This window comes from Occallatibacter sp., from assembly GCF_049510455.1.
Taxonomy (GTDB): domain Bacteria; phylum Acidobacteriota; class Terriglobia; order Terriglobales; family Acidobacteriaceae; genus Telmatobacter.
The window spans coordinates 1-19,860 of the sequence record NZ_JBEKYX010000055.1 but is presented as its reverse complement, the minus strand read 5'-3'; the positions used below and the strand labels follow the sequence as shown (position 1 = coordinate 19,860).

The 19,860-nt window shown below is 59.6% G+C and carries 14 protein-coding genes; 2 read left to right on the top strand and 12 right to left on the bottom strand.

Going from position 1 to position 19,860, the window contains the following annotated elements:
• Positions 1 to 7: 7 nt before the first annotated feature.
• Positions 8 to 1,057: a GTPase ObgE gene (obgE, locus tag ABSG47_RS11775; RefSeq protein WP_424169884.1), complete on the bottom strand. Its 1,050-nt coding sequence runs from the start codon at positions 1,055 to 1,057 to the stop codon at positions 8 to 10.
• A 202-nt stretch (positions 1,058 to 1,259) separates the two neighbouring features.
• On the opposite strand from obgE, the gene ABSG47_RS11770 reads away from it, so the two are divergent.
• Entirely contained in the window at positions 1,260 to 5,222 is a 3,963-nt protein-coding gene (locus tag ABSG47_RS11770) for a carboxypeptidase-like regulatory domain-containing protein (RefSeq protein WP_424169883.1), read from the top strand.
• Here the strand turns inward: ABSG47_RS11770 and ABSG47_RS11765 are convergent.
• The 11 genes from ABSG47_RS11765 to ABSG47_RS11715 all read right to left on the bottom strand — a co-directional run bounded on the left by ABSG47_RS11765 (position 5,219) and on the right by ABSG47_RS11715 (position 18,546).
• Complete coding sequence (locus ABSG47_RS11765; protein WP_424169882.1) at positions 5,219 to 7,939, bottom strand: ComEC/Rec2 family competence protein; 2,721 nt, start codon at positions 7,937 to 7,939, stop codon at positions 5,219 to 5,221. The genes ABSG47_RS11770 and ABSG47_RS11765 overlap by 4 nt on opposite strands.
• 35 nt (positions 7,940 to 7,974) lie before the next feature.
• A complete protein-coding gene (gene rlmD, locus ABSG47_RS11760; protein WP_424169881.1) occupies positions 7,975 to 9,267 on the bottom strand; it encodes a 23S rRNA (uracil(1939)-C(5))-methyltransferase RlmD in 1,293 nt (430 codons plus the stop codon).
• Between the two features lie 2 nt (positions 9,268 to 9,269).
• Positions 9,270 to 9,971 (bottom strand): hypothetical protein, encoded by a 702-nt coding sequence (locus tag ABSG47_RS11755; RefSeq protein ID WP_424169880.1) that lies wholly within the window; start codon positions 9,969 to 9,971, stop codon positions 9,270 to 9,272.
• A 10-nt stretch (positions 9,972 to 9,981) separates the two neighbouring features.
• Positions 9,982 to 10,788 carry a type III pantothenate kinase gene (locus ABSG47_RS11750; protein WP_424169879.1) on the bottom strand — a complete coding sequence of 269 codons (807 nt, stop codon included), beginning with the start codon at positions 10,786 to 10,788 and terminating at the stop codon, positions 9,982 to 9,984.
• Positions 10,789 to 10,817: 29 nt separating this feature from the next.
• On the bottom strand, positions 10,818 to 11,618 hold the full coding sequence (locus tag ABSG47_RS11745; protein WP_424169878.1) for a biotin--[acetyl-CoA-carboxylase] ligase: 801 nt from the start codon (positions 11,616 to 11,618) through the stop codon (positions 10,818 to 10,820).
• A 23-nt stretch (positions 11,619 to 11,641) separates the two neighbouring features.
• Positions 11,642 to 12,526 carry a carboxylating nicotinate-nucleotide diphosphorylase gene (gene nadC, locus ABSG47_RS11740; RefSeq protein ID WP_424169877.1) on the bottom strand — a complete coding sequence of 295 codons (885 nt, stop codon included), beginning with the start codon at positions 12,524 to 12,526 and terminating at the stop codon, positions 11,642 to 11,644.
• 98 nt (positions 12,527 to 12,624) lie between these two features.
• Positions 12,625 to 14,109 carry an outer membrane protein assembly factor BamD gene (bamD, locus tag ABSG47_RS11735; RefSeq protein ID WP_424169876.1) on the bottom strand — a complete coding sequence of 495 codons (1,485 nt, stop codon included), beginning with the start codon at positions 14,107 to 14,109 and terminating at the stop codon, positions 12,625 to 12,627.
• 82 nt (positions 14,110 to 14,191) lie between these two features.
• Complete coding sequence (gene rpe, locus ABSG47_RS11730; protein WP_424169875.1) at positions 14,192 to 14,860, bottom strand: ribulose-phosphate 3-epimerase; 669 nt, start codon at positions 14,858 to 14,860, stop codon at positions 14,192 to 14,194.
• Between the two features lie 381 nt (positions 14,861 to 15,241).
• A complete protein-coding gene (locus ABSG47_RS11725) occupies positions 15,242 to 15,841 on the bottom strand; it encodes a DUF4126 domain-containing protein (protein WP_424169874.1) in 600 nt (199 codons plus the stop codon).
• Between the two features lie 39 nt (positions 15,842 to 15,880).
• A complete protein-coding gene (locus tag ABSG47_RS11720; protein ID WP_424169873.1) occupies positions 15,881 to 17,134 on the bottom strand; it encodes an excinuclease ABC subunit UvrC in 1,254 nt (417 codons plus the stop codon).
• A gap of 14 nt (positions 17,135 to 17,148) precedes the next feature.
• The gene (locus ABSG47_RS11715; RefSeq protein ID WP_424169872.1) at positions 17,149 to 18,546 is read right to left on the bottom strand and encodes a TldD/PmbA family protein; all 1,398 of its coding nucleotides are present in this window, start codon (positions 18,544 to 18,546) and stop codon (positions 17,149 to 17,151) included.
• Between the two features lie 760 nt (positions 18,547 to 19,306).
• On the opposite strand from ABSG47_RS11715, the gene ABSG47_RS11710 reads away from it, so the two are divergent.
• The coding region (locus tag ABSG47_RS11710; protein ID WP_424169871.1) for a hypothetical protein at positions 19,307 to 19,860 on the top strand (554 nt) is incomplete at its 3' end.

Here is a 19,860-nt window from a genome sequence, read left to right as displayed (position 1 = left end):
TTCTGATTTATTCAGGCCTGCGCAGGCGCTTTGCGAGCGCCCACTTGAGATCGTCAATTCCCTGCCCGGTGACTGCCGAGATGGCGTGGAATTCCAGTTTGCGGCGCTTGGCGTGCGCGGCAAGTTTTTTCAGCTTTTCCGGATTGGCCACATCGATCTTGGTGGCGACGACGATCATGGGCTTCTTGTCCAGTCTGTTTTCTGGATCGTTGCCAAAGCTTTCCAGTTCCTTGTTGTTGCCAAAACTTTCGAGTTCCTTGTTGATGACCTTGAAGTCTTCTACGGCGTCGGGACGGCCTGAGGCGTCGGAGACATCGACGAGATGCACCAGTACGCGTGTGCGCTCAATGTGACGCAGGAACTGTACGCCGAGGCCCTGGCCGAGATGCGCGCCCTCGATTAAGCCCGGAAGGTCCGCGACAACGAAGGATTCCTGATCGGGCTCTTCGCCAACGGTGACGACGCCGAGATTCGGCTCCAGCGTGGTGAAGGGATAATCGGCGATCTTGGGCTTTGCGGCTGAGATGCGCGAGATCAGGGTGGATTTGCCCGCATTGGGATAGCCGACGAGGCCGACATCGGCCAGCAGCTTCAGTTCGAGGCGAAAATTGTGCTCTTCGCCGGTGCGGCCCATCTCATGCTCGCGGGGAGCCTGGTGCGTGGACGTGGCGAAGTGCTGATTGCCGCGGCCGCCACGGCCGCCTTTGGCGACAACGACGCGCTCGTCCGGCTGCTGGAAGTCATGAATCAGTTCGCCGGTCTCCTCGTCGTAGACCGCGGTGCCGACGGGTACCTGGAGAACGATGTCATGACCATCGGAGCCGGAGCAGTTGGAGCCCAGGCCGTGCTCGCCACGCTCCGCCTTGTGCTGCGGATTGTAGCGGAAGTGGATCAGCGTGTTGTGGCGCTGCGAAGAGACCATGATAACGTCGCCGCCGCGGCCGCCGTCGCCGCCTGAGGGGCCGCCACGGGGGACAAACTTCTCACGGCGGAAGGCCATGCAGCCGTTGCCGCCGTCGCCGGCTTTCGCCAAAATCTTTACTTCATCGATGAACATGTTTTCTTACCTTGCGGCTCATTGGAGTTGCTCAGGCCGCGCTCACTGTCGGTTCCAGAACGAAAATGCCGTCATTTCAGTTTACCGGATGATTGATTCGGAATAAAATCGGAGCAACTTCCCAAAGTATTTCCCGGAGCCGGCCTTTAGAGCGGCCCGATCCTACATTTTTCCTTCCGATCTGCCACGCCCAGGACGGTGCATGGCAGTAACACGATTGAAGTGTATTCGATGGCTGGCAGCAGCGGCGCTATGTGGCGCAGCGTTGGCGCATGCGCAGACAGCGCCTACGGGCGGCGTGGCGGGCAGGCTCACGGACCTGCACTCAAAGCCGCTTGGCGGCATTACGGTGATTCTCCGAAATGCGCTTACGGGGGTCGAGACACGCGCAACGACTGCGCGGAATGGCGCTTATCGTATCTCCGGACTTACGCCGGGCGAGTACACGCTCGTAGCGGACAGTCCACAACTTGGGCAGGGACGCACAAGCGGCATTGAGATCAGCGCCGGATATGAAGCGCGGGTTCAGACAGCCGTGCAGTTTGAGGCCGCTTCTGCGTCATCGCGTGTTCTGGCGGAATCATCGCCGCCGATTTCGGCACCGGTGCAGCCGACTGCGACTTCCATTGCGTCTCCGCCACGCATGAGTCCGGCAATTGTTTCTGAAGCGCGAGAGATTCCCGCTGCGCATGCGCCGCCGGTTGAGGCTGCTGCGACATCGCAGCCGATCGAAGCGGTTCATCCGCAGACGCTTGCACTGGCTCCGCATATCGAGTCTGCCAAAGCGTCACCGACGGCACGGGCTACGGACACTGAGACGGCTGCATCGATTTCGAATGCGGCGGCTTCAGCTCCATCTGCTTCTGCGGAGAACGCACCGGTAGTTCCTGAACAGCCTGCGATTTTCATGGCGAAGGCAGCATTGGCGGCTCTGCCATTGCCGCGCATCTCGCCGGCGATGAGTGCGATTGTGCCGCAGCCGCTTGCAGTTGCCTCACTGGAACCGGGTAATGCGGAAAATGCTGCGGAGATGGCTGCGGCGTCGGATCGCGTGCGCGCGAGCTTTGCCAATCTGACTACAATCCAGGGCGCGCTGCGAGCTATTGGCGCGGCAGCTCCGGCTCTCGAAACGCCGCCGATCTCGGCTTCGCAGGCGACGTTGACTGGCGAGGAGATACGCTCGCTGCCTGTTGCCAGCCGCGATTGGCGACAGTTCACTTTGGATGCTCCGCCTGCCGGAAATCAGCCGAACGGGGCTGAGGGATCGGAGTTTGGCGAGGAAGCGCGCGGAGCCAGCCGGGTTCTGGTAGATGGAGCCAACACGCGCCTCGCCTTTAGCGCCAAAGACACGGGCAACCCCTCCGAAACCATGATGGGACCGGCAGGAAACGAAGCCGCAATTCATACCGTGGCGGTGACGGACCAGAGCGCAGCAGGCATGGGGCGCACAAATGTGGAGACCCGCAGCGGCGGGCGCGAGATCCACGCAGAAGCATCTCTATTTTCTCGCCAGAGCCTTTGGGATGCGCAAAACCCCTTCTCGCAGTGGACTCAGCAGAGCGCGCCTGCGACGCCTACTACTGTGCCGGTGTTCACGACAGTTCCCTACACCCCTGCCAATCACGAATTAACCTGGAGCGCGAGCCTGAGCGGCCCGCTGCGGCGATATCGGATGACGTGGTTTGCAGCAGTGCAGGGCGAAGATCGCAGTGACCCCGGCATGGCGACGGTGAAGCATCCATATCTTTGCGAGGATGATCCATGCACCGAACAAACCGGGTTCTTTGCCCAGCCTTCAAACGATGAGATGCAGGTGCTGAGCGCGCGGCTGAATATGAGCAGCACCAACCCGGTGGTTGAGGGGCTGTCGGCTTATTCCACGATACTGGATTCGCTTGCCGGATTGCTGGGGCCTGCGGCGCGCTCAACGAAGCGCTGGTCAGGTTTCGGGCGCATTGACTGGAATGCCGCGGAGCGGCACCGCTTTATGCTGGAAGGCAGCGGCTCACTGCTGGATGCTCCCGGCGGTGGGCTCACGAGCGCCGCAGAGAGCTATGGGAGCCACAGCTTTGGCACACAGCACGTAAGCGGCGAGTGGATGCTGGGGCGCTGGGAGGCATTTCTTACGCCGAACCTGCTGACCGTGACCCAAGGTTCCATCGGCCGGCAGATACTCTCGCACCCGGCTGAGACGCCTTCGCCATTCGAACAGACATTCAATATCAATACGTGGGGGCAACTGCCGCAGATCGTCGTGGATTCGCAGTATGGTTTCACGATCGGCAATCCTTCGCGCTTTGGCGCGGGCAGCTATCCGGATGAGCATCTCTACGAAGCACAGGAGGGTATCGACTGGGTGCATGGCAAGCTGCTGGTGAAGGGCGGCTTTGATCTGCGTCACAGCACCGACGCCACGAGCCTGCTGCGGAACCACACCGGCACTTATTCCTATTCACGTATCGAGAATTTTGCCTCAGACGCGCTGGTCTTTGCGCAATACGGTATCGCCGGACAACTGAATCCATACAACCAGCACAACTGCGATCAACGCGGCAAGGCATGGCGCGATGCAAGCGGACAGTTGGAGGGGCTTGGCTATTTGCCCTGCTATTCCTCGTATTCGCAGACTCTTGGGCCGACGGAATGGCACCTGAGCACGAACGATTGGGCTGGATTTGCGACGACGCAGTGGCAGGCGGCTAAAACGCTTGTGTTGACTGCATCCGTACGGTGGGAACTGGAGCAGATGCCGCCTCCGATTGCGCTGGTGAATAATCCGGAGCTTCCGCTCACGCAGAAACTTCCCGGCATGGGGAGTGAGTTTGCGCCGCGAATTGGGCTGGCATGGGGAATGCGCGAAAGCCACTGGCCGGTACTTCAACTGGGCTATGGAATGTATTACGGGCGCACTGGAAACTCGGTTCTGGAGACAGCGCTGACGCAGACCGGTTCTCCCAATGGCGATCTCAACTACTTTTTCCGCCCGACGGACAATTTGCCGGGAGGCACTGGCGGCGCGCCGCCGTTTCCATACGTGCTGGCCGGGCAGCCGGGCACGTTTGTGAAATCCGGCGCGGTGGAATTCGCGCAGCGATTTCGCAATCCGGAGATTCATCAGGCTGTAGCGGGCCTGGAAGAGGTGCTGCCCGGACATGTGCGGCTGAGCGTGAGCGCGCAGGCGAGTCTGGCGCGCCGGTTGCCGATTACGATCGATGAGAACTACGATCCCTCGGTCAATCCCGGCACGATTACGTATTCAGTGCTTGATGCGATTGGCGCTGGTCCGATCAAGGCGCCTACAATTACGGTTCCGTTTTATGCATCGTGGCCGACGGCGACGGGCGGCAATGGGCGGCTCAATCCCGATTATCAGCAGATCGTGCAGCTCATGAGCCGAGCCAACTCGACTTATGAGGCAGGCTCTGTGCGGCTTTCGCGTACCGTGGCGAAGGGCCTGAGCCTGCACCTGCTTTACACGTATGCGCATGCGATGGATTGGAACCCAAATGAAACTGCGCAGGTGTCAGGACCGAGTGTGCTGGACCCGAATGATTTTCAGCAGGAATATGGCACGGGCAATCTGGATATGCGGCATTCGGCCTCAGGGATTGCTCTGTGGGAGGCTCCATGGAAGCTGCGCGGAACTAGCGGCAGGCTGGCGAATGGATGGACGCTTGCAACAACCGGACATTACAACAGCGGACTGCCATATACCATGCGCGTGAGCGGTTCGATCCCGGAAGAGTTTCTCACTTCCGGCGCTACAATCGTCGGCCTCGGCCCCGGCATGAATGGCTATGGCGGAGATAACCGCGTCTATGGAGTGGGACGGAATACTTACCGCTATCCAGCCACGTGGAAAGCCGATGTGCGCCTGGGCAGGCGATTCACGCTGCGGCATGGAAGTGTATTGGAGCTGATGGCCGAGAGCTTTAATCTCTTCAACCACCAGAACGTCACTGAGGTGGAAACGACCGGCTACTTCATTGAGCCGGGAAGCACATCCGGCGGTCTGCCAACGCTGAACTTTATGACAGGCCTCACGACGGGCCAGACCGAGTTTGGCCAGCCGCTGAATGTGAACGCTACTGACTATTATCGTCCGCGGCAGATTGATTTTGGCGCGCGATTCCGCTTCTTCGTCGAGCCGGAGATTGTTCCCTAAGGGGAAACCCCGCACCCGGCCTGCGCTGTCACATTTTTTCCGTCGAGAGCAAAGCATGAGGCGCCGTGAATGTCGGTGCTAAGAGTCTTTACGCCTGCATCCTGAAGCTCCTGCAATGTCTCCTCGTGCGGATGCCCGTAGGTGTTTTGCAATCCGCAGGAGATGACAGCCCACTGCGGCGCTACGCGCGAGAAAAACTCCGGAGTTGTGGAAGTGTGACTGCCGTGATGGCCTACTTTGAGCAGCGTGCTGTTGAGCAGATCCGGTTGCCGCAACATGGCGCGTTCTTCTGGCGCTTCAGCATCGCCGGTAAGCAGTACCGAGGTTGCACCGTAGGCCACTCTCAGGACTAGCGAATCGTTATTCGATGGTTCATCCGAAGGCTGATAGTCCACCTGCGGAGCAAGAACGCGAACCTGCGCCGCGCCCAGTGGCATTTCATCGCCCGCATGAAGCTGCCGTATGCGGATGTGCAACTCTGCGGCTTCCTTCAGCAGCGCATCGTACTCCGGTCCATGCGGATTATTGCCGACCCATAACTCACCTGGATGAAAGTTCCGCAGCACTGCGGGAAGGCCGCTGATGTGATCGGCGTGCGCATGGGTGAGCGCCACCGCGTCAAGCCTGCGTATGCCACGCGCCCAGAGTACCGGCGACACAACCTCTTCGCCGATGTCGATCGGTTGCGCGGCGTGGGACTGGCTCGCGCCAAAGGCTCCACCAAAACCGCCGCCATCCTCAAGAAGCGTTTTACCGTCAGGTGTGATGAGCAAGAGAGAATCGCCCTGGCCCACATCGATGGCTTCCACCAGAAGCGCATCGTGAGGATGCTGAATTGCTCGCGGAATGACTGCGAAGAAAGCTGCTGCAACCATTGCTGCCCAGACTTGCGCTATCCACAAGTTATTGCGCTGCCTGCGGCTCCATGATGCGAGCGCGAGCGCAAGCCCCAGAAGCGCACAAAATGCCGCCACCTGCCATGCCTGCGGCGTTGCAATGCGCCAATCGCCAAGCGGAAACGAGCCGAAGAAATGTACGATGCCAACGCCAATATGCAGTAGGAGCGCGGTGACCGCAGCGGGGATTGAGGCTATGCCAGGCCCTGCGATCAACGCGGCCCAGGTGAGCATCGCCAGCGGGACCAGCAGCACAAGAAGCGGCAGAGTGAGGAGATTTACCGGCAGCGCAAACAGGGTGACGCGATGAAAATACACGGCCATGGGAAGCGCCATGGCAAGCTCTACGATTGCTGTGACGATTAGCATTTCTGCAACTCGCAGTGTTGTGCGGACGGCCCACGGAAAGACAGTCCACCCAATCCATTTGCCTGCCAGGCGTTGCAGTTGAACGGCAAACATGCGCAGAATGACGCGATACTGCGCGAGGTTGGGCGAGGACCGAGCATCGAGGACAACGGCAGAGAGATCTTCGGTTGCTATGCGGTAGGGCTCGATTGTGGCCTGCAGGATTGGCGCGGCGATGCCGCCGATGGAAATTACGGCAAGTAACGTCATCTGAAAGCTGGTTTCAAAGAGACTGCGAGGACTGGCTGCGAGCATGATGAGAGCGGCAAAGCCGATGGTGTTCAGCACGCTGCGATCGCGAAAGAAGAGCCTGCCCACCAGATAGAGGCTCACCATCCACAGGGAGCGCTGCACCGGCGCGGCAAAGCCTGTAAAGAGCGCGTACGCACATGCGGCCGCAATCGTGAGCAGTGTGGCCGGTATGCGGGGCGCTCGTAGTTTGCGCACAAGCCAGAAAATAAAGCCTGCGACCAAACCAAGATGAAGTCCGGAGACGACGAGCATGTGGAACGAACCTGTGCGCTCAAAGCCCGCTCGCAGAGAAGGGGTGAGCAGGGTGCGGTCGCCGGTGATCATCGCTGTCAGAAGGATTGCGTCGTTGTCGCTCAACCGCAGCAGAGCGGGAAAGCTGTGCGTGGCCGTAGGCAGCGCGAGCAGACGCGCACTGGACTCATGCTGCCACTGGCTCAGGCGGCAGGAAAAGAAATTGCCGGGAGCCGCACCTAGCCGCTCCACGCGCTCGATGCTCACGGATGCTGTCGATGTAATGCCCTGATCGAGCAGATATTCCTGACGGCTCCATGTGCCGGGATCGCGATACAGCTCAGGCGGGCTAAGGCGCACCTGCGCGCGAATGCTCTCGCCGCAGTGGAAGGTCAACGGTGGAGTTTCGGCTGCATCCGGCCAGCGCACGGTGAGACGCACGCCGCCTGATTCGGGTTGTTGCGCATCATGCGTATCATCGACAATTTCCAACGAGCTTATGCGCAGATCGATGCGCTGCGAGGGAGTATTCGATGTGGTGCCGGTCTCACTTTGCAGGGCTTCCGTTCGAAGCATGCCTACATCGGTGACGGCTCCCTCGACGGTACGCAGCAGCTTATCCGAGGCCTTGAGCAGCTCAGGCGCTGGCGCGGGTGCCGGCTGCATCTGGGCGCACCATAGGCCGAGAAGTATCCACAGCGCGCTGAGAGTGAGCCACCGGAGACGCAGCGCGGAAAATGCGGCCCATGCGCAGAGCGCCATGATGATGAGCAGGCCAGTAAAGAGAATTCCGGGGCGCAGCCATATTGCGCGGCTCAATAGAATGCCTGCTGAAAAGAGCCATGCCGCATGAAAGAGCGGCGTGCCGGTGCGCGGCGAGAGACGCAATGCGGCGGCAGGCTGTCCGGAGATGGGGGAATCCGGTGGCATGGCGGAGGATGAGTGGAATCTTGCTCTTGAGCGTATCAGAGATGGCGCAGGCGGACCACGGTTTCCAGATGAAATGTCTGCGGAAAGAGATCGGCCAGTGCGACGGATTCCATCGTGTAGCCCGAAGCTATCAGTGCGCGCAGATCGCGGACGAGCGTAGTGGGGTCACAGGAGACATACACGATGGATGGCGCAGCGATGCGGGCAAGTTCGGCGGTAACCTCTGCGCCTAGTCCTGCGCGTGGAGGATCGACGACGATGAGATCAGGACGAGTTTGGGAGCGCTGGCGGCGCAGAAAATCGAGAGTGCTGGCGCGGATGGCTTCGCTTGAGGTTCCGGCAAGATTGGCCTGCAGGGCTTGTATGGAAGACGGTGCGGATTCGACAGCGATGACCTGCTTAAACCGTGACGTGAGCTGGCGCGCGAAGAGGCCCACGCCTGCGAAGAGATCCCAGGCGAGCGCGCCGCTCTGGCCGTTCACGACTCGATCTACCAGTGCATCCACCAGCCAGCGATTGACCTGAAAAAATGCGCCGTGGTCTACGCGATAGGCGAAGCCGGATGCGTTGTAAAAGAGTGAGCCTGCGCCCCAGCGTGACAATGTGCGTGGTGGCTCGGCTCCGGTTGCTGTGATTGCGAGTTCCGCGCCTGTGAGTGCGGGCGCTTGCTTTTTCAACGTTGCGGCGAATTGATCCAAACGCAGCTTTGCCGGTGCTGCCAGGACGACCGTCGCGAGTAACTCTGTTTCTTCTGCATTGCAGAAGAGTGCGATTTCACTGACGCGTGGCTTCGGCTGCGTAGCGCGCAGGATTTCTGCTGAGGCTAACGCGGCGCGGACGAGCAACGGCGCGGCGATGGGACACTCTTCAATGGGTACGATGGCGTGCGAGCCGTGCGAGCGATAGCCGGGTTTGCCTGATGCGTCAAAGGCTAGTCGGATGCGATTGCGATAGGCCCACGGTTCGCCGGCAAGCACATCGATTTGTTCCGGAGCGGGTACGCCGCCGCGCGTAAATGTCTCGCGGAGAATCTCCTGCTTGTAGCGCAGTTGGGCGGCATACTCCGCGTGCTGATAGTGACATCCGCCGCAGGGGCCAAAATGCGGGCAAGTAGGCTGCACTCGCTCCGGCGCTGCGCGCACAATCTCATCGACTTCTGCAGTCACATAGCCGCGCTTGCTCCTGTCCTGCACGATGCGAATGCGTGCCTCTTCGCCGGGCAGCGCCGTGGGGATGAAGATTGCATTTCCTGCCTCGCGCGCAAGAAATGAGCCGCCGTAGATTGGCTTTTCGATATGGACGAGCTGGGTAGGGACTGAAGGCTTCATTGCTAACTCATGTAAAAAAGGCTAAGACGTGGAAAGTTGTAGTGCGCCAGCAGTTGTTTTTGTGTAAATTGGCGCTCCACCTGCCGCAACTGTACCGCGCCCATGCGGCTGCGATATGGCGCGAGTTCGCGCGCGGCCTGCTCTTTCAGCCCGACAAGCAATTCTTCCGGCGCGGCGGCGATGAGCGCTGTAAAGAATTTCTCTTCGAGCACGATGAGCGTGCGCTCGATCGATTCCATATCGAATTTTGCACCGCCTTCTGCGCGGAGCACCGATGCCAATTCGCTCAGCCGCGTAGAAGTGGATTGAGCGGCTTCAGGAGCGATACCCGATGCATGGTATGCAACGGCAACGGATTGCAGATGCGCTACGACCCGCTCGCGTTCAAAGCCGGTTTCGGCTTCAGCGGTGAATGCTTCGGTATTTGTGCCTGCGGAGGCTTCGGCGATCTCTTCGGCGGCTTCCATTACGGCTTGTGCGCACCATGCGAGGCCGTTGATGCGCCGCGCTCGTCCGCGCGTCTGACGGGTCTCATATTTGTCGAAAGCTGCATCAATGCCGCGCAGCACTGCGTCGAGTGGGATGCCGGCTTCGCGCCAGGTTTCAATCAGCGCCCAGTCAAGCGTGGATAACAGAAGCAGCGATCCGCGCCGCTTTTGAAAGCGTTCTTCGATCTCAGTGAAGTAGTTGAAATAATTACGCACTGCGTGCGCCTCAGTGCGGGCGCGTGCGGGGACGCGCGATGCGGTTGCGCTCAAAGAGAATCTTGAGCCCGTCGAGTGTGAGCATGTCGTCGATCTCCGTGATGAAGCGCGAGTCCTCGCTGATCTGGCGCGCGAGACCTCCGGTGGCGATTACCTTTGCCTCTGTTCCAAGCTCCGCAATCATGCGATCGAGAATGCCATCCACCAGGCCGATGTAGCCGTAATACAGGCCGCTTTGCAGATGGGTCACTGTGTTGGTGCCGATGACCTTTACCGGACGCTTGATGTCAACGCGGCCCAGCCGCGCTGCGCGCGCGAAGAGGGCATCTGCGCTGATGCCGAGGCCGGGCGAGATGGCGCCTCCGAGATATTCTCCCTTAGCTGAAACCACATCAAAAGTTGTCGCGGTGCCAAAATCGACGACGATACACGGGCCGCCGTAACGCTCGAATGCGGCGATGGCATTGACGAGCCGATCCGCGCCCAGTTCCGCTGGATTGTCCACAAGGACGGGCATTCCGGTCTTGATGCCCGGCTCCACAAAGAGCGGCTTCAAATGAAAATACCGCTCACAGACACGGCGCAATGTGCTCTCCACTGGCGGCACCACGGACGAGATCATGATGTGCTTCACCTCGTCCACACTTAAGCCGCTCATGGTGAAGAGATTTACGAAGAGAACGCCGTATTCATCTGCCGTCTGCGTGCGATGTGTTGTGACACGCCAGTGAGCGGCTAACTCGCCGGCCTTTTCATCTTCAAGGCGATAGAGGCCCAATACCGTGTTGGTGTTTCCCACATCGAGAGCAAGCAGCATTTCCGTGGTCTCCCTAAAATCTGCGTACTTCAGGCGGAGCGAATGCCGCCGGTCTGCACATGCACCAGACTTCCCGTTGTGCCGTTTGCAGCGCGGACGAGTAGAAAACCGTGCTCGTCCAGCCCTTCTGTCATGCCCACACAGGCCTGCGGGCCGTGTACTTCCACGCGCCGTCCGCGCACCCATGTCGAAGCCTGCTCTACACGCGAGGGAATGGCTGCGGCTGCGGCAGAATCGAGCAGTGCAAGCGCCTCGCGCTCCAGCGATTCTAGCAGGGCAACAAGCAGCTCCTGCCTGCTGATGTAGCGGCCAGATTCAAGATCGAGCGACGTGGCGGGCGTGGCTAATCCGGACTGAAAGCGGCTCTGATGCACGTTGATGCCGATACCGATTACGGCATAGCTCAATATGGCAGCGCCGGGCGTGTTTTCGGTCTGGGCTTCCGCCAGAATGCCGCCGGTTTTGCGTTCATCGAGGAGCAGATCGTTTGGCCAGCGCAGATCGACGGCTAGCCCACTGACAGCGCGAATGGACTGTGCGGCGGCTAAACCTGCAGCAAGCGGCAGTAGCGGCAGGCGCTCGACAGGCAGCGCGAGCCGAAAGAGCACGCTTACATAGATGCCTTGCGCGGCCACTGAGAGCCATGCATGATCGCCGCGTCCACGCCCGGCTGTCTGCTCATCGGCAAAGTAAACGGAACCATGCGGAGCGCCGCTACGCGCGGCAGTCAATGCGTCTGTGTTGGTGGAACCAGTAATAGGCGCGTAATGCAGTTTGCCGGCGTAGATGGAAGTTGCGAGCGAGGCCTCAAGGGCGGCGAGATCGTACATAGGGCCTGTTCACGCTCCTGGGGTTACTCCGCCACGATGCTCATGGAAATATCAGCGGCGATGGCGGAGTGTGTGAGCGCGCCGACGCTGATGAAGTCGACGCCGGTCTCCGCATAGGCGCGGATGTTTTCGAGCACGATGCCTCCGGAGGCTTCGGTGGGAATCCAACGCTTTTCTGTCTTAATGCGATCGATGCAATCCTTCACCTGCGCCGGCGTCATGTTGTCGAGAAGAATGGCCTCCGCGCCGCCTTCAATAGCTTCATTCAGCTCATGCGCGCTGCGCACTTCTACCTGCACGCGCTGCGTACCTTCGCGCTTTTCAAGGGCGTTGCGCAAGGCGACGGGCAGACCGCCGCCGAGCGAAATGTGATTGTTCTTGATGAGGATTCCGCTTGCCAGATCGAGCCGGTGATTGGTGCCTCCGCCGCAGAGCACGGCGTACTTTTCCAGCGCGCGCAGGCCTGGGACGGTCTTGCGCGTGTCGAGCACACGCGCGTGCGTGCCGCGAATTTCGTCCACAAAACGGCGCGTGTTGGTGGCAATGCCGCTGAGATGCTGCATGAAGTTGAGGATGACCCGTTCGCAACTCAGGAGCACTCGGGCATTGTGACGCGTGACGGCCAATACTTGGCCCTTTTTGACGCGCACGCCATCAAACATCTCCGGATGGCTTACCACCTCAAAGCGCGTCTGTGCCTGCGGACGCCTGTCCTGGCGAGCAAAAATTTCAAGAATGCGTGGCACGGCCCCGAGACCGCAGACAACCAGATCCTGCCTGGCAAGAATGGATGCGGAGGCGCGCAGGTTGGGGTCGATGGTGAGGTTTGTCGTCAGGTCGCCTGCCGCCCTGTCTTCTACCAGGGCCTGCTCCAGCACGGCATCGATGCGGCTGCTCTTCCAATCCATGTTCGTTCAATTCACAAGTGAAATTCCTGTTGCGCTGAACAGGTAAGGGCCGCGTTACGTTAAGAAACGCGACCCTTGAAACATTAGAGCAGATTCGCTTAGAAGGGATTCAGCTTGGCAAGACCCTTCTTTTTCTTCTTCTTGCTGGACGACTCGTTGTTCAAATCGGTCTTGGGCTTGGCGTCTGCTGCTGTGGCGGGAGTCTGCTGCGCCGTTCCGGGCTTGATTTCATTGACCTGCGCCGGAGCAGCTGCCGGAGCTTCCGCTGCCGGGATATTTCCAGGATTGTCAGGAACAACGGGCCTGACCAGCGCGTTGGGGTCTGCTGCCACGCCGGAAGGAGCATTCAACACCTGCACGCCTACACCTGAGCCACCACCCGGCGCACCGCCACCCTGTAAAGGAGCCGTGGAAGGCTGATCGCTGCGCGGAGGCTCATTGGGGCCGGTCGGCGTTGCGGCTGTTGCCTCGGCTGCGGGCCTGCCGGCGTTGCGCGCTTCCGTAAAGAGAGCGATATTTTCCTTGGTGATATCCGGAGCCACCGTGCGCTTGGGCGTTTCAAGGGTCGGCTCGCCTACGTGCGCTGCTTCCACCGTTGTAGGACCGTGCTTGATGATGTCCAATGTGCGATCGGTGAAGCGGATCGGCTGACGGCTGGCCTCTTCGGCCTCGTTCTCGGCGACAACCTCTTTCGTGGGCTCAGGTACCGGGCGGTTCATCGCCACCAGGCGATCCTTTGCGTCTTCCACGCGCGGAGCCATGGGATAGTGCGTGATCACCTTGTCGTAAGCGGCGGCGGCCTTATCTGAGTACAGTGATGCGAGCCGTTCGCGCATCGCGCCGGGCATCGCAGTCGCGGCACGGTAAGCCTTGGCCTCGCCTGCATAAGCATCGCCTATGGTCAGCATCGCCAGATCGCTCTTGGAGTAAAGCGGATATGCGTCCACCACCGTCTGCAGGCGAGCAATGGTAGCTGGATAATCCGCGCGGCTCTGGTAATAGAGGCCAATCTGCATCTCGCGCTCGCCCAGAACCTCCTGCACGTTCCGCAGCTTCTGCTTGGCACGCGGAATCAGTGTGGAATCCGGGAACAGGTTGATCATCTGGCGGTAGGCTTTTTCGGCTTCGAGCGCATTGGTGAAGTCCCGGTCGGGCTTCTCCATCTGCTGGTAGTAGATGTCGCCCACCTTCATCTGCGCCTCGGCGGCCTCAGGGGCGTCCGGAAAGAAGGTGATGAAGTCCTTGTACTCGGCCTCGGCCTGGGTCAGCGCAGCTGTGCCGCCTTCCTTAAACCATGTGTCGCCCACGGCGAGCTTGGCGCGCATCCGGTACTCGGAGTCCGGATAGGTATTCAGCATGGTCTGCAGGTCCAGGCGCGCCACGTCGAACTTGCCCTTCTTCAGGGCGGCCATTGCCTTGTCGAAGAGCTCCTTGTCCGGCTGCTTTGAATTCAAATCTGCCAGCGGATTGGCGCTTAAGTCCTGATCCTTCTTGGGCTTCTGATCGCTTGCAAAGGCAAGCACGCCTGGCACGATGAGGGCGGCCAGCGCGGCCGCGACAATCCTGTTGGACAACCGGTTCATAACACCTCTTTGCAGCAGAGCATTGCTTCCGCTCCGCCTCATTTCATCCACCCATTTCGGGCAATTCGGGGAAAACTAAATCTTACTCACCGGCAGCCTTGCGCGCCACTGCCAGCAGCGCCCGGGCATCCTCTTCCGCCCTGCCTGCGCCAAAAACAGCGTTGCCTGCGACTAACAGCTCCGCACCAGCTTGGACGACTCGCTCCACCGTATCGTGAGCCACGCCGCCGTCCACTTCGATTTTAAACGCCAGGCCCAGCCCTTTTCGCAAGTCGGCCAGATGCCGGATTTTATCCAGCGAAAATTCAATGAATTTCTGCCCGCCAAAGCCCGGATTGACGCTCATGATGAGGACGTGATGCAGCATGGGCAGGATGTCGAGGATCAGATCCACGCGGGTAGCCGGGTTAAGAACAACGGCGGGCTTCATTCCGTGATGGTCGATCAGTTGCAGGGTCCGGTGCAGATGCCGGCAGGCCTCGTAATGCACGCTTACCCAGTCCGCACCCGCATCGGCAAAGGCGGGGATGAACTCATCGGGGTTTTCGATCATCAGATGGCAATCGAGCGGCAGTTTGGTGTGCTTCCGGATACTCGCCACCACGGGCGGCCCGATTGTAATGTTGGGGACAAAATGCCCGTCCATCACATCGACATGGATGACCGTGCCGCCGCCGCGCTCTGCCGCGGCGATTTCGTCCGCGAGCCGCGCAAAGTCTGCGGAAAGAATGGATGGCAGCAGTTCAACCATGGTTCGGGATCGAAACTCCATTAGCAGGGTTAGTGTATCAGCCGGAGGAATTCTGCCGTGGCTACCCGAAATAGAGAAGTCCTGAGAAAAGCATATGGTAAATTGCCGCGCAATTTGCCAGAGCCGCAATCAGGCTTAGGCAGGCGTCTATGCGAGTGGCTCGTATTTGTTTTCCAAGAACGAAGAAGAAAATTGACCCGACCAGAAAAAGCGGGATGGAAAGTACGATCCATACGAAGTCTGCTCTGAAGCCGGAAAACCTGAGACTGGCAAACAAATGATCTGCGAAACCAGCGTGTTTTTCGTTCCCCTCAAACCACGTTGACCAAGTTAAAGCGGCAAGAAGTACATTCCCAAATGCAATGATGCGAAATAGCCGAATCATTGCGCGAAGACTCGTTCTGCGCCGCGAAAGAGGCTCTTGATTGCCTTCCAGATCAATCCGATGAGTAAGACGGCTACCACTACACCGGCGAGGGCAATGCCGCCTGCGACATAAGGATGTGCTGTGGCGAGCCAGGTGAGTCCCACGGCGCCTATATCCTCAACTGAGCTGAGGGCGATATTGGAGAGCGGCTCGGGTGAGGGTGTGATTGCGGCGCGAACCGCGGTTTTGCCGCCGTGCGCGGCGAGGGCGATGGTTCCGCCAATGGCGGCGGCGGCAGCCTGCTCCAATGGCGAGAGGCCGGAAGCGGCCTGGTACGCGAGCAGTGCGGCTACCGGCACGCGGATGAAGGTGTGGAGGGCGTTCCAGACGAGATCGAAGGCCGGGACTTTGTCCGCGAAGAATTCGACGGCGAAGAGTGCGGCGGCTGCGCCGATGATCCACCAGTTGCCGAGCAGTTGCAGCGAGGGCGGCAAGGCCAGCCAGTGCGTATGCGCAAGCAGGCCCAGTGTGGCCACGGTGGCGTAGACGTTCAGTCCGGCGGCAAAGGAGACCGCTATCAGCAGGGCGACAAGTTCCTGCGGGGGAATGGCCAAAACACTCACGGAGCAAGTATAGGCGCGGTTGCGTTCCAGCTAAGAAGATTTTGCGACAGACAGGCCCTTTGCTGCGATGCGGCCGACGCTGCGCAGCATGGCTTTGATGGGCCAGTGGCCTTCGGCGTCTGGAAGACATATCTCTCCTGGGCGCTTGACCTCTGGGCGGTAGTACCAGCGCTTCAGCAATGCGAGATGGCCCTGGCGGGTTGTTGAGTCAGGTTGTTCTGCGGGCGGGGTGAGTTCCGTCAGAACCGTCTGCATGCGCTCTTCCAGCATGTTGCGCGATGCCAGTTGCGGAATGGCGACGCCTTCGGATGGGTTCTCTGGAGTGGGTGCGAGCGCCATTGGCTGGGCGAAGAGCGAGCTTGAGCCTGACTGCTCGTTTTGAATGCGCATTCCGAGTGTTGAGAACGCGGCGGGGCCGCATAGCCGGCCCTGGTTAAAGAGGAAGACTGCTACCTCGTCGGGCTGGGCGGATTCCTGCAGGATTATGGCTCTTAGCTGGTTTAGTGGCCGCACTAATTCGGGCGCGAGGGCGCGGACGCTTTCGACCTTTTGCACCTGCGTGTGAATGGCTGCTGCCGACTCGAAGTCGAGAGTCATCGAAGCCTGCTCGCGTTGGGTTTTGAGGGTCACCAGACGGCTCTCTCCACGTGTGGAGAGGAAGTTTTCTACCTCGCTGGACTCTTCGGCATAGCGTTCATCGCTGCAGCCCTTGTAGCAGGGGGCAAGACACATCTTCATCTCGGAGTAGACGCAGCCGGGGTGGCTGGGATCGGGGTTCAGATCGTCTGTGCAGCGGCGGAGAAGAAAGAGCTTGAGCATTTCGTCAGCGAAGCGCTCCGCTGAGGCTCGCGAGGCGAATGGGCCATAGGACCACTCCGCTTCGCGCAGGCTGGGGCGGTTGGTTATGGTGATGCGCGGATAGGGATTGCCGCCAAGAAACCTTACGAAGGCGGGCATGCGCAGGTGCATCCGCTCAAGGGCCTTCGGACCATATATCTTTTGGAGCAGATTGAACTGGATCAGGAGCGACTCAAAGTCCGATCCGGTCAGCCGCCATTCGATTCGCCGGACGCGGCTGGCGAGTTGTAATCGCCTGGGGTGGTTTGGCGATGGGATGAGCAGGCGTTCGAGACGTCCGCGAAGGTTTGGCGTGCGGCCAATGTATGGCTCCGCGTGCGCGGCTTCGCCATAGAGTGCGAAGACTGCTGCTTCATGCGGAAGATCGCTCAGCGCCGCTTTCGGTTCCGCGGGATTGAAGGCGATGGATTGGAATTCAGCCTGCACGACTTTAGTTTGACCTACGCGCCTGCGAGTGTCATGCCGTCTATGCGCAATGTGGGCGCGGCGACTGAGCTGCGGAAGAGGAGATCGTTGCCGATGGCGGAGATATTTTGCAGCATTTCGGCCAGATTTCCGGCGATGGTTACTTCTTCCACGGCATGGGTCAGCTCACCGTTTTCAATCCATAGGCCGGTTACACCGCGCGAGTAGTCGCCGGTGACGAGATTGACCCCTTGCCCCATGAGGCTGGTCACATAGAGGCCCTTTGGGATGGCGGCGATGATGGATTCCGGCGTTTGCGTTCCCGGTTCGAGATACAGGTTTCCTGCGCCGATGCCAGGCGTTCCGGCGAGTCCGCGGGCTGCATTGTGCGTGGACTTCATGCCGAGCTTGCGGGCGGTGTAGGTGTTGAGCAGGTAGCTTTGCAGGATGCCGTGCTCGACGATGACGGTGCGTAGTGTTGGCAGGCCCTCGTCGTCAAAGGGCGAGGTGCCGAAGCCGCCGACTCCGCTGGGAAAGACCATGATGTTGTCGTCCACAATGGTGAGGCTGGATGCGGCGATTGTTCCGCCCAGCTTGCCTGCGAGGAACGATGCACTGCGCCAGACGGAGTCGCCGGAGGCTGCATTGAAGACGGAACCGATGATGGTTTGTGCTGCCTCTGGAGCAAAGACGATGGGAACCTGCTGCGTGGGCATGCGCCGCGCGCCCAGGCGGCGCAGAGTGCGCCGGGCGGCTTCGCGGCCTACGGACTCCGGTGATTCAAGATCGATGAGGCGGCGGGCGCTGGAATGCCAGAAATCGCGCTGCATCTGGCCGTATTCATCCCTGGCCAGAGGAACGACCGAAATGCCTGCGTAGCTGGAGCGATAGCCTCCCACGAAGCCGCGTGAGTTGGCGAGCACCTTGCGTCCGGTGGATGCACTGAAGCTTGCGCCATTCGAGTTGGTGATGCGCTTGTCGTAGGCGAGCGCTGAGGACTCAGCCGATCGGGCCATCTCGATGCGCTGCTCATTGGGCAGCGAGTAGACATCCTCGAAGTAAAGGCCCAGATCGCCTTGGATGACACCAAATTCATCCGTTTCCGGCAGACCGGTGAATGGATCCTCTTCGGTGATGTGAGCCAGCGCCACTGCGCCATCGACGAGCTGGCGGATTCCGTCCGCTGTGAGGTCGCTGGTGGAGGCCGAGGCCGACCGCTTGCCGAAGATCACGCGCAGGCCGAGTGCGCGCGAGCCGGATTCGGTCAGCGTTTCCACCTGGCCCATGCGCACATCCACGCTGAACTCGTCGCCCTCGCGAGCTACGGCTTCTGCGTCGCTGGCTCCAGCCTTCACGGCCATTGCTACGACATCCGCGGCCAGCGATTCGAGGTTTAATTCCGTCTGCTCCGACTTTGCAAGCATTTCCGGCATGAGTTGAAGCTATCAAATGCGGCGATGCGGGTGACGATGCCTAGATGTACAGGTGTTTACTGGATAATTAACTGAAGCAGGTTACCAAATTTATAAAAAAATTTGCACTTGCGCCTGCAAGTTGATGATTTTCATGCTACTTGAGGGTGAAAATTCGTGCGCCCGGATGTGTTCTCCTTTGATTCGCCTTATTCCATGAAATCAATACGTTAGGACGTCGCATAAGTAATTTCCGGCGAAATGTTTGTGGCCTGTATCGTTTGCATGGTCACTCCAAGGACTGCGGTGATTGGTGCGTTTTGCATCGATCCTGGTGCAAGGGGGATGGGGGAGGGGTACCGTACCGTCCCTGAACGAAACGGCCCGAATCCCAGAGGATTCAGGCCGTCTTTTGCTGCTGAGTATGAGTGTGGCACAAAACCCCTTAATTTTATGCAAACTTTCTGAAGGGGTGGGACGGTACGAAAGGACAATGGACCAAAGTAATGTCTGTCGGTCAGCTCTCGCACGCTACGGCCTGACAGTTTGAACGCGGAGGCCAGGTAGTGCCTGATGAATCCTTTTCGTGTGCATTACCACGCAGGAAGCATCCCTCAGGGGCTAAAGCCCAGCCAATTTTGGCTATTTCCGGCACGACTGAAGTCGTGCCCTGTTACAAAACAATTCAAATTGAAACCTGCCGATTTTCAATCGCGTCTACTTAAATCTGTTATCGTGGTGGGCGCAGTTCGTCAGGGTCTTTCTATGGCGGAGCGGTGACTTGAAGATTCGAGCATTCATCCCGATCGCTATGTTGGCTGCGTTGAGTGCAGCGGTTACAGCTCAGAGCATTCCGGCGAGCGTTCCGCCGCCTATCTCAGTGAGTGAGCTCAAGCTAAAGGTTGCGGATTTCCTGCCGGCTCATTCCAACCAGGGGACGGACCCGGTTGCGAAGCTTGAGGATGACAACGTGGCAGAGAAGATTAACCGCCTTCAGCTCTCAGAACGGCTGACTGGTGCCACGCTCAAGGATATCGAGGCAAAGAACGCGGTGGGGCCGCAGGCGAAGCAGGCGCTGCGGCTGCTTGCGGATCGCTCCGCTCTGCTCGATCCGCCTACAAGCGAGTGGCCGGATATGCCGCCGCCGGATGCGAGCCATCAGCAGCAGATGCTGGAAGATGCGCGCGTTTATGTTGCGCAGACACTGGCACGTCTTCCGAACTTCTTTGCCACGCGGACAACGGAACGGTATTACGGCATTCCACCGGGATTGAATGAGGCCAGCCGACCGGCGCTGACCGGCCTGTTTCCACGCGGCAGCTATAGCCGGGAGAT

What these genes read in the sequence shown, in the direction of transcription:
- bamD (WP_424169876.1), bottom strand. Translation starts at nt 14,109, where the DNA reads ATGAACCGGTTGTCCAACAGGATTGTCGCGGCCGCGCTGGCCGCCCTC.
- ABSG47_RS11770 (WP_424169883.1), top strand. Translation starts at nt 1,260, where the DNA reads ATGGCAGTAACACGATTGAAGTGTATTCGATGGCTGGCAGCAGCGGCG.
- nadC (WP_424169877.1), bottom strand. Translation starts at nt 12,526, where the DNA reads ATGGATTGGAAGAGCAGCCGCATCGATGCCGTGCTGGAGCAGGCCCTG.
- rlmD (WP_424169881.1), bottom strand. Translation starts at nt 9,267, where the DNA reads ATGAAGCCTTCAGTCCCTACCCAGCTCGTCCATATCGAAAAGCCAATC.
- obgE (WP_424169884.1), bottom strand. Translation starts at nt 1,057, where the DNA reads ATGTTCATCGATGAAGTAAAGATTTTGGCGAAAGCCGGCGACGGCGGC.
- ABSG47_RS11765 (WP_424169882.1), bottom strand. Translation starts at nt 7,939, where the DNA reads ATGCCACCGGATTCCCCCATCTCCGGACAGCCTGCCGCCGCATTGCGT.
- ABSG47_RS11715 (WP_424169872.1), bottom strand. Translation starts at nt 18,546, where the DNA reads ATGCCGGAAATGCTTGCAAAGTCGGAGCAGACGGAATTAAACCTCGAA.
- rpe (WP_424169875.1), bottom strand. Translation starts at nt 14,860, where the DNA reads ATGGTTGAACTGCTGCCATCCATTCTTTCCGCAGACTTTGCGCGGCTC.
- ABSG47_RS11750 (WP_424169879.1), bottom strand. Translation starts at nt 10,788, where the DNA reads ATGCTGCTTGCTCTCGATGTGGGAAACACCAACACGGTATTGGGCCTC.
- ABSG47_RS11745 (WP_424169878.1), bottom strand. Translation starts at nt 11,618, where the DNA reads ATGTACGATCTCGCCGCCCTTGAGGCCTCGCTCGCAACTTCCATCTAC.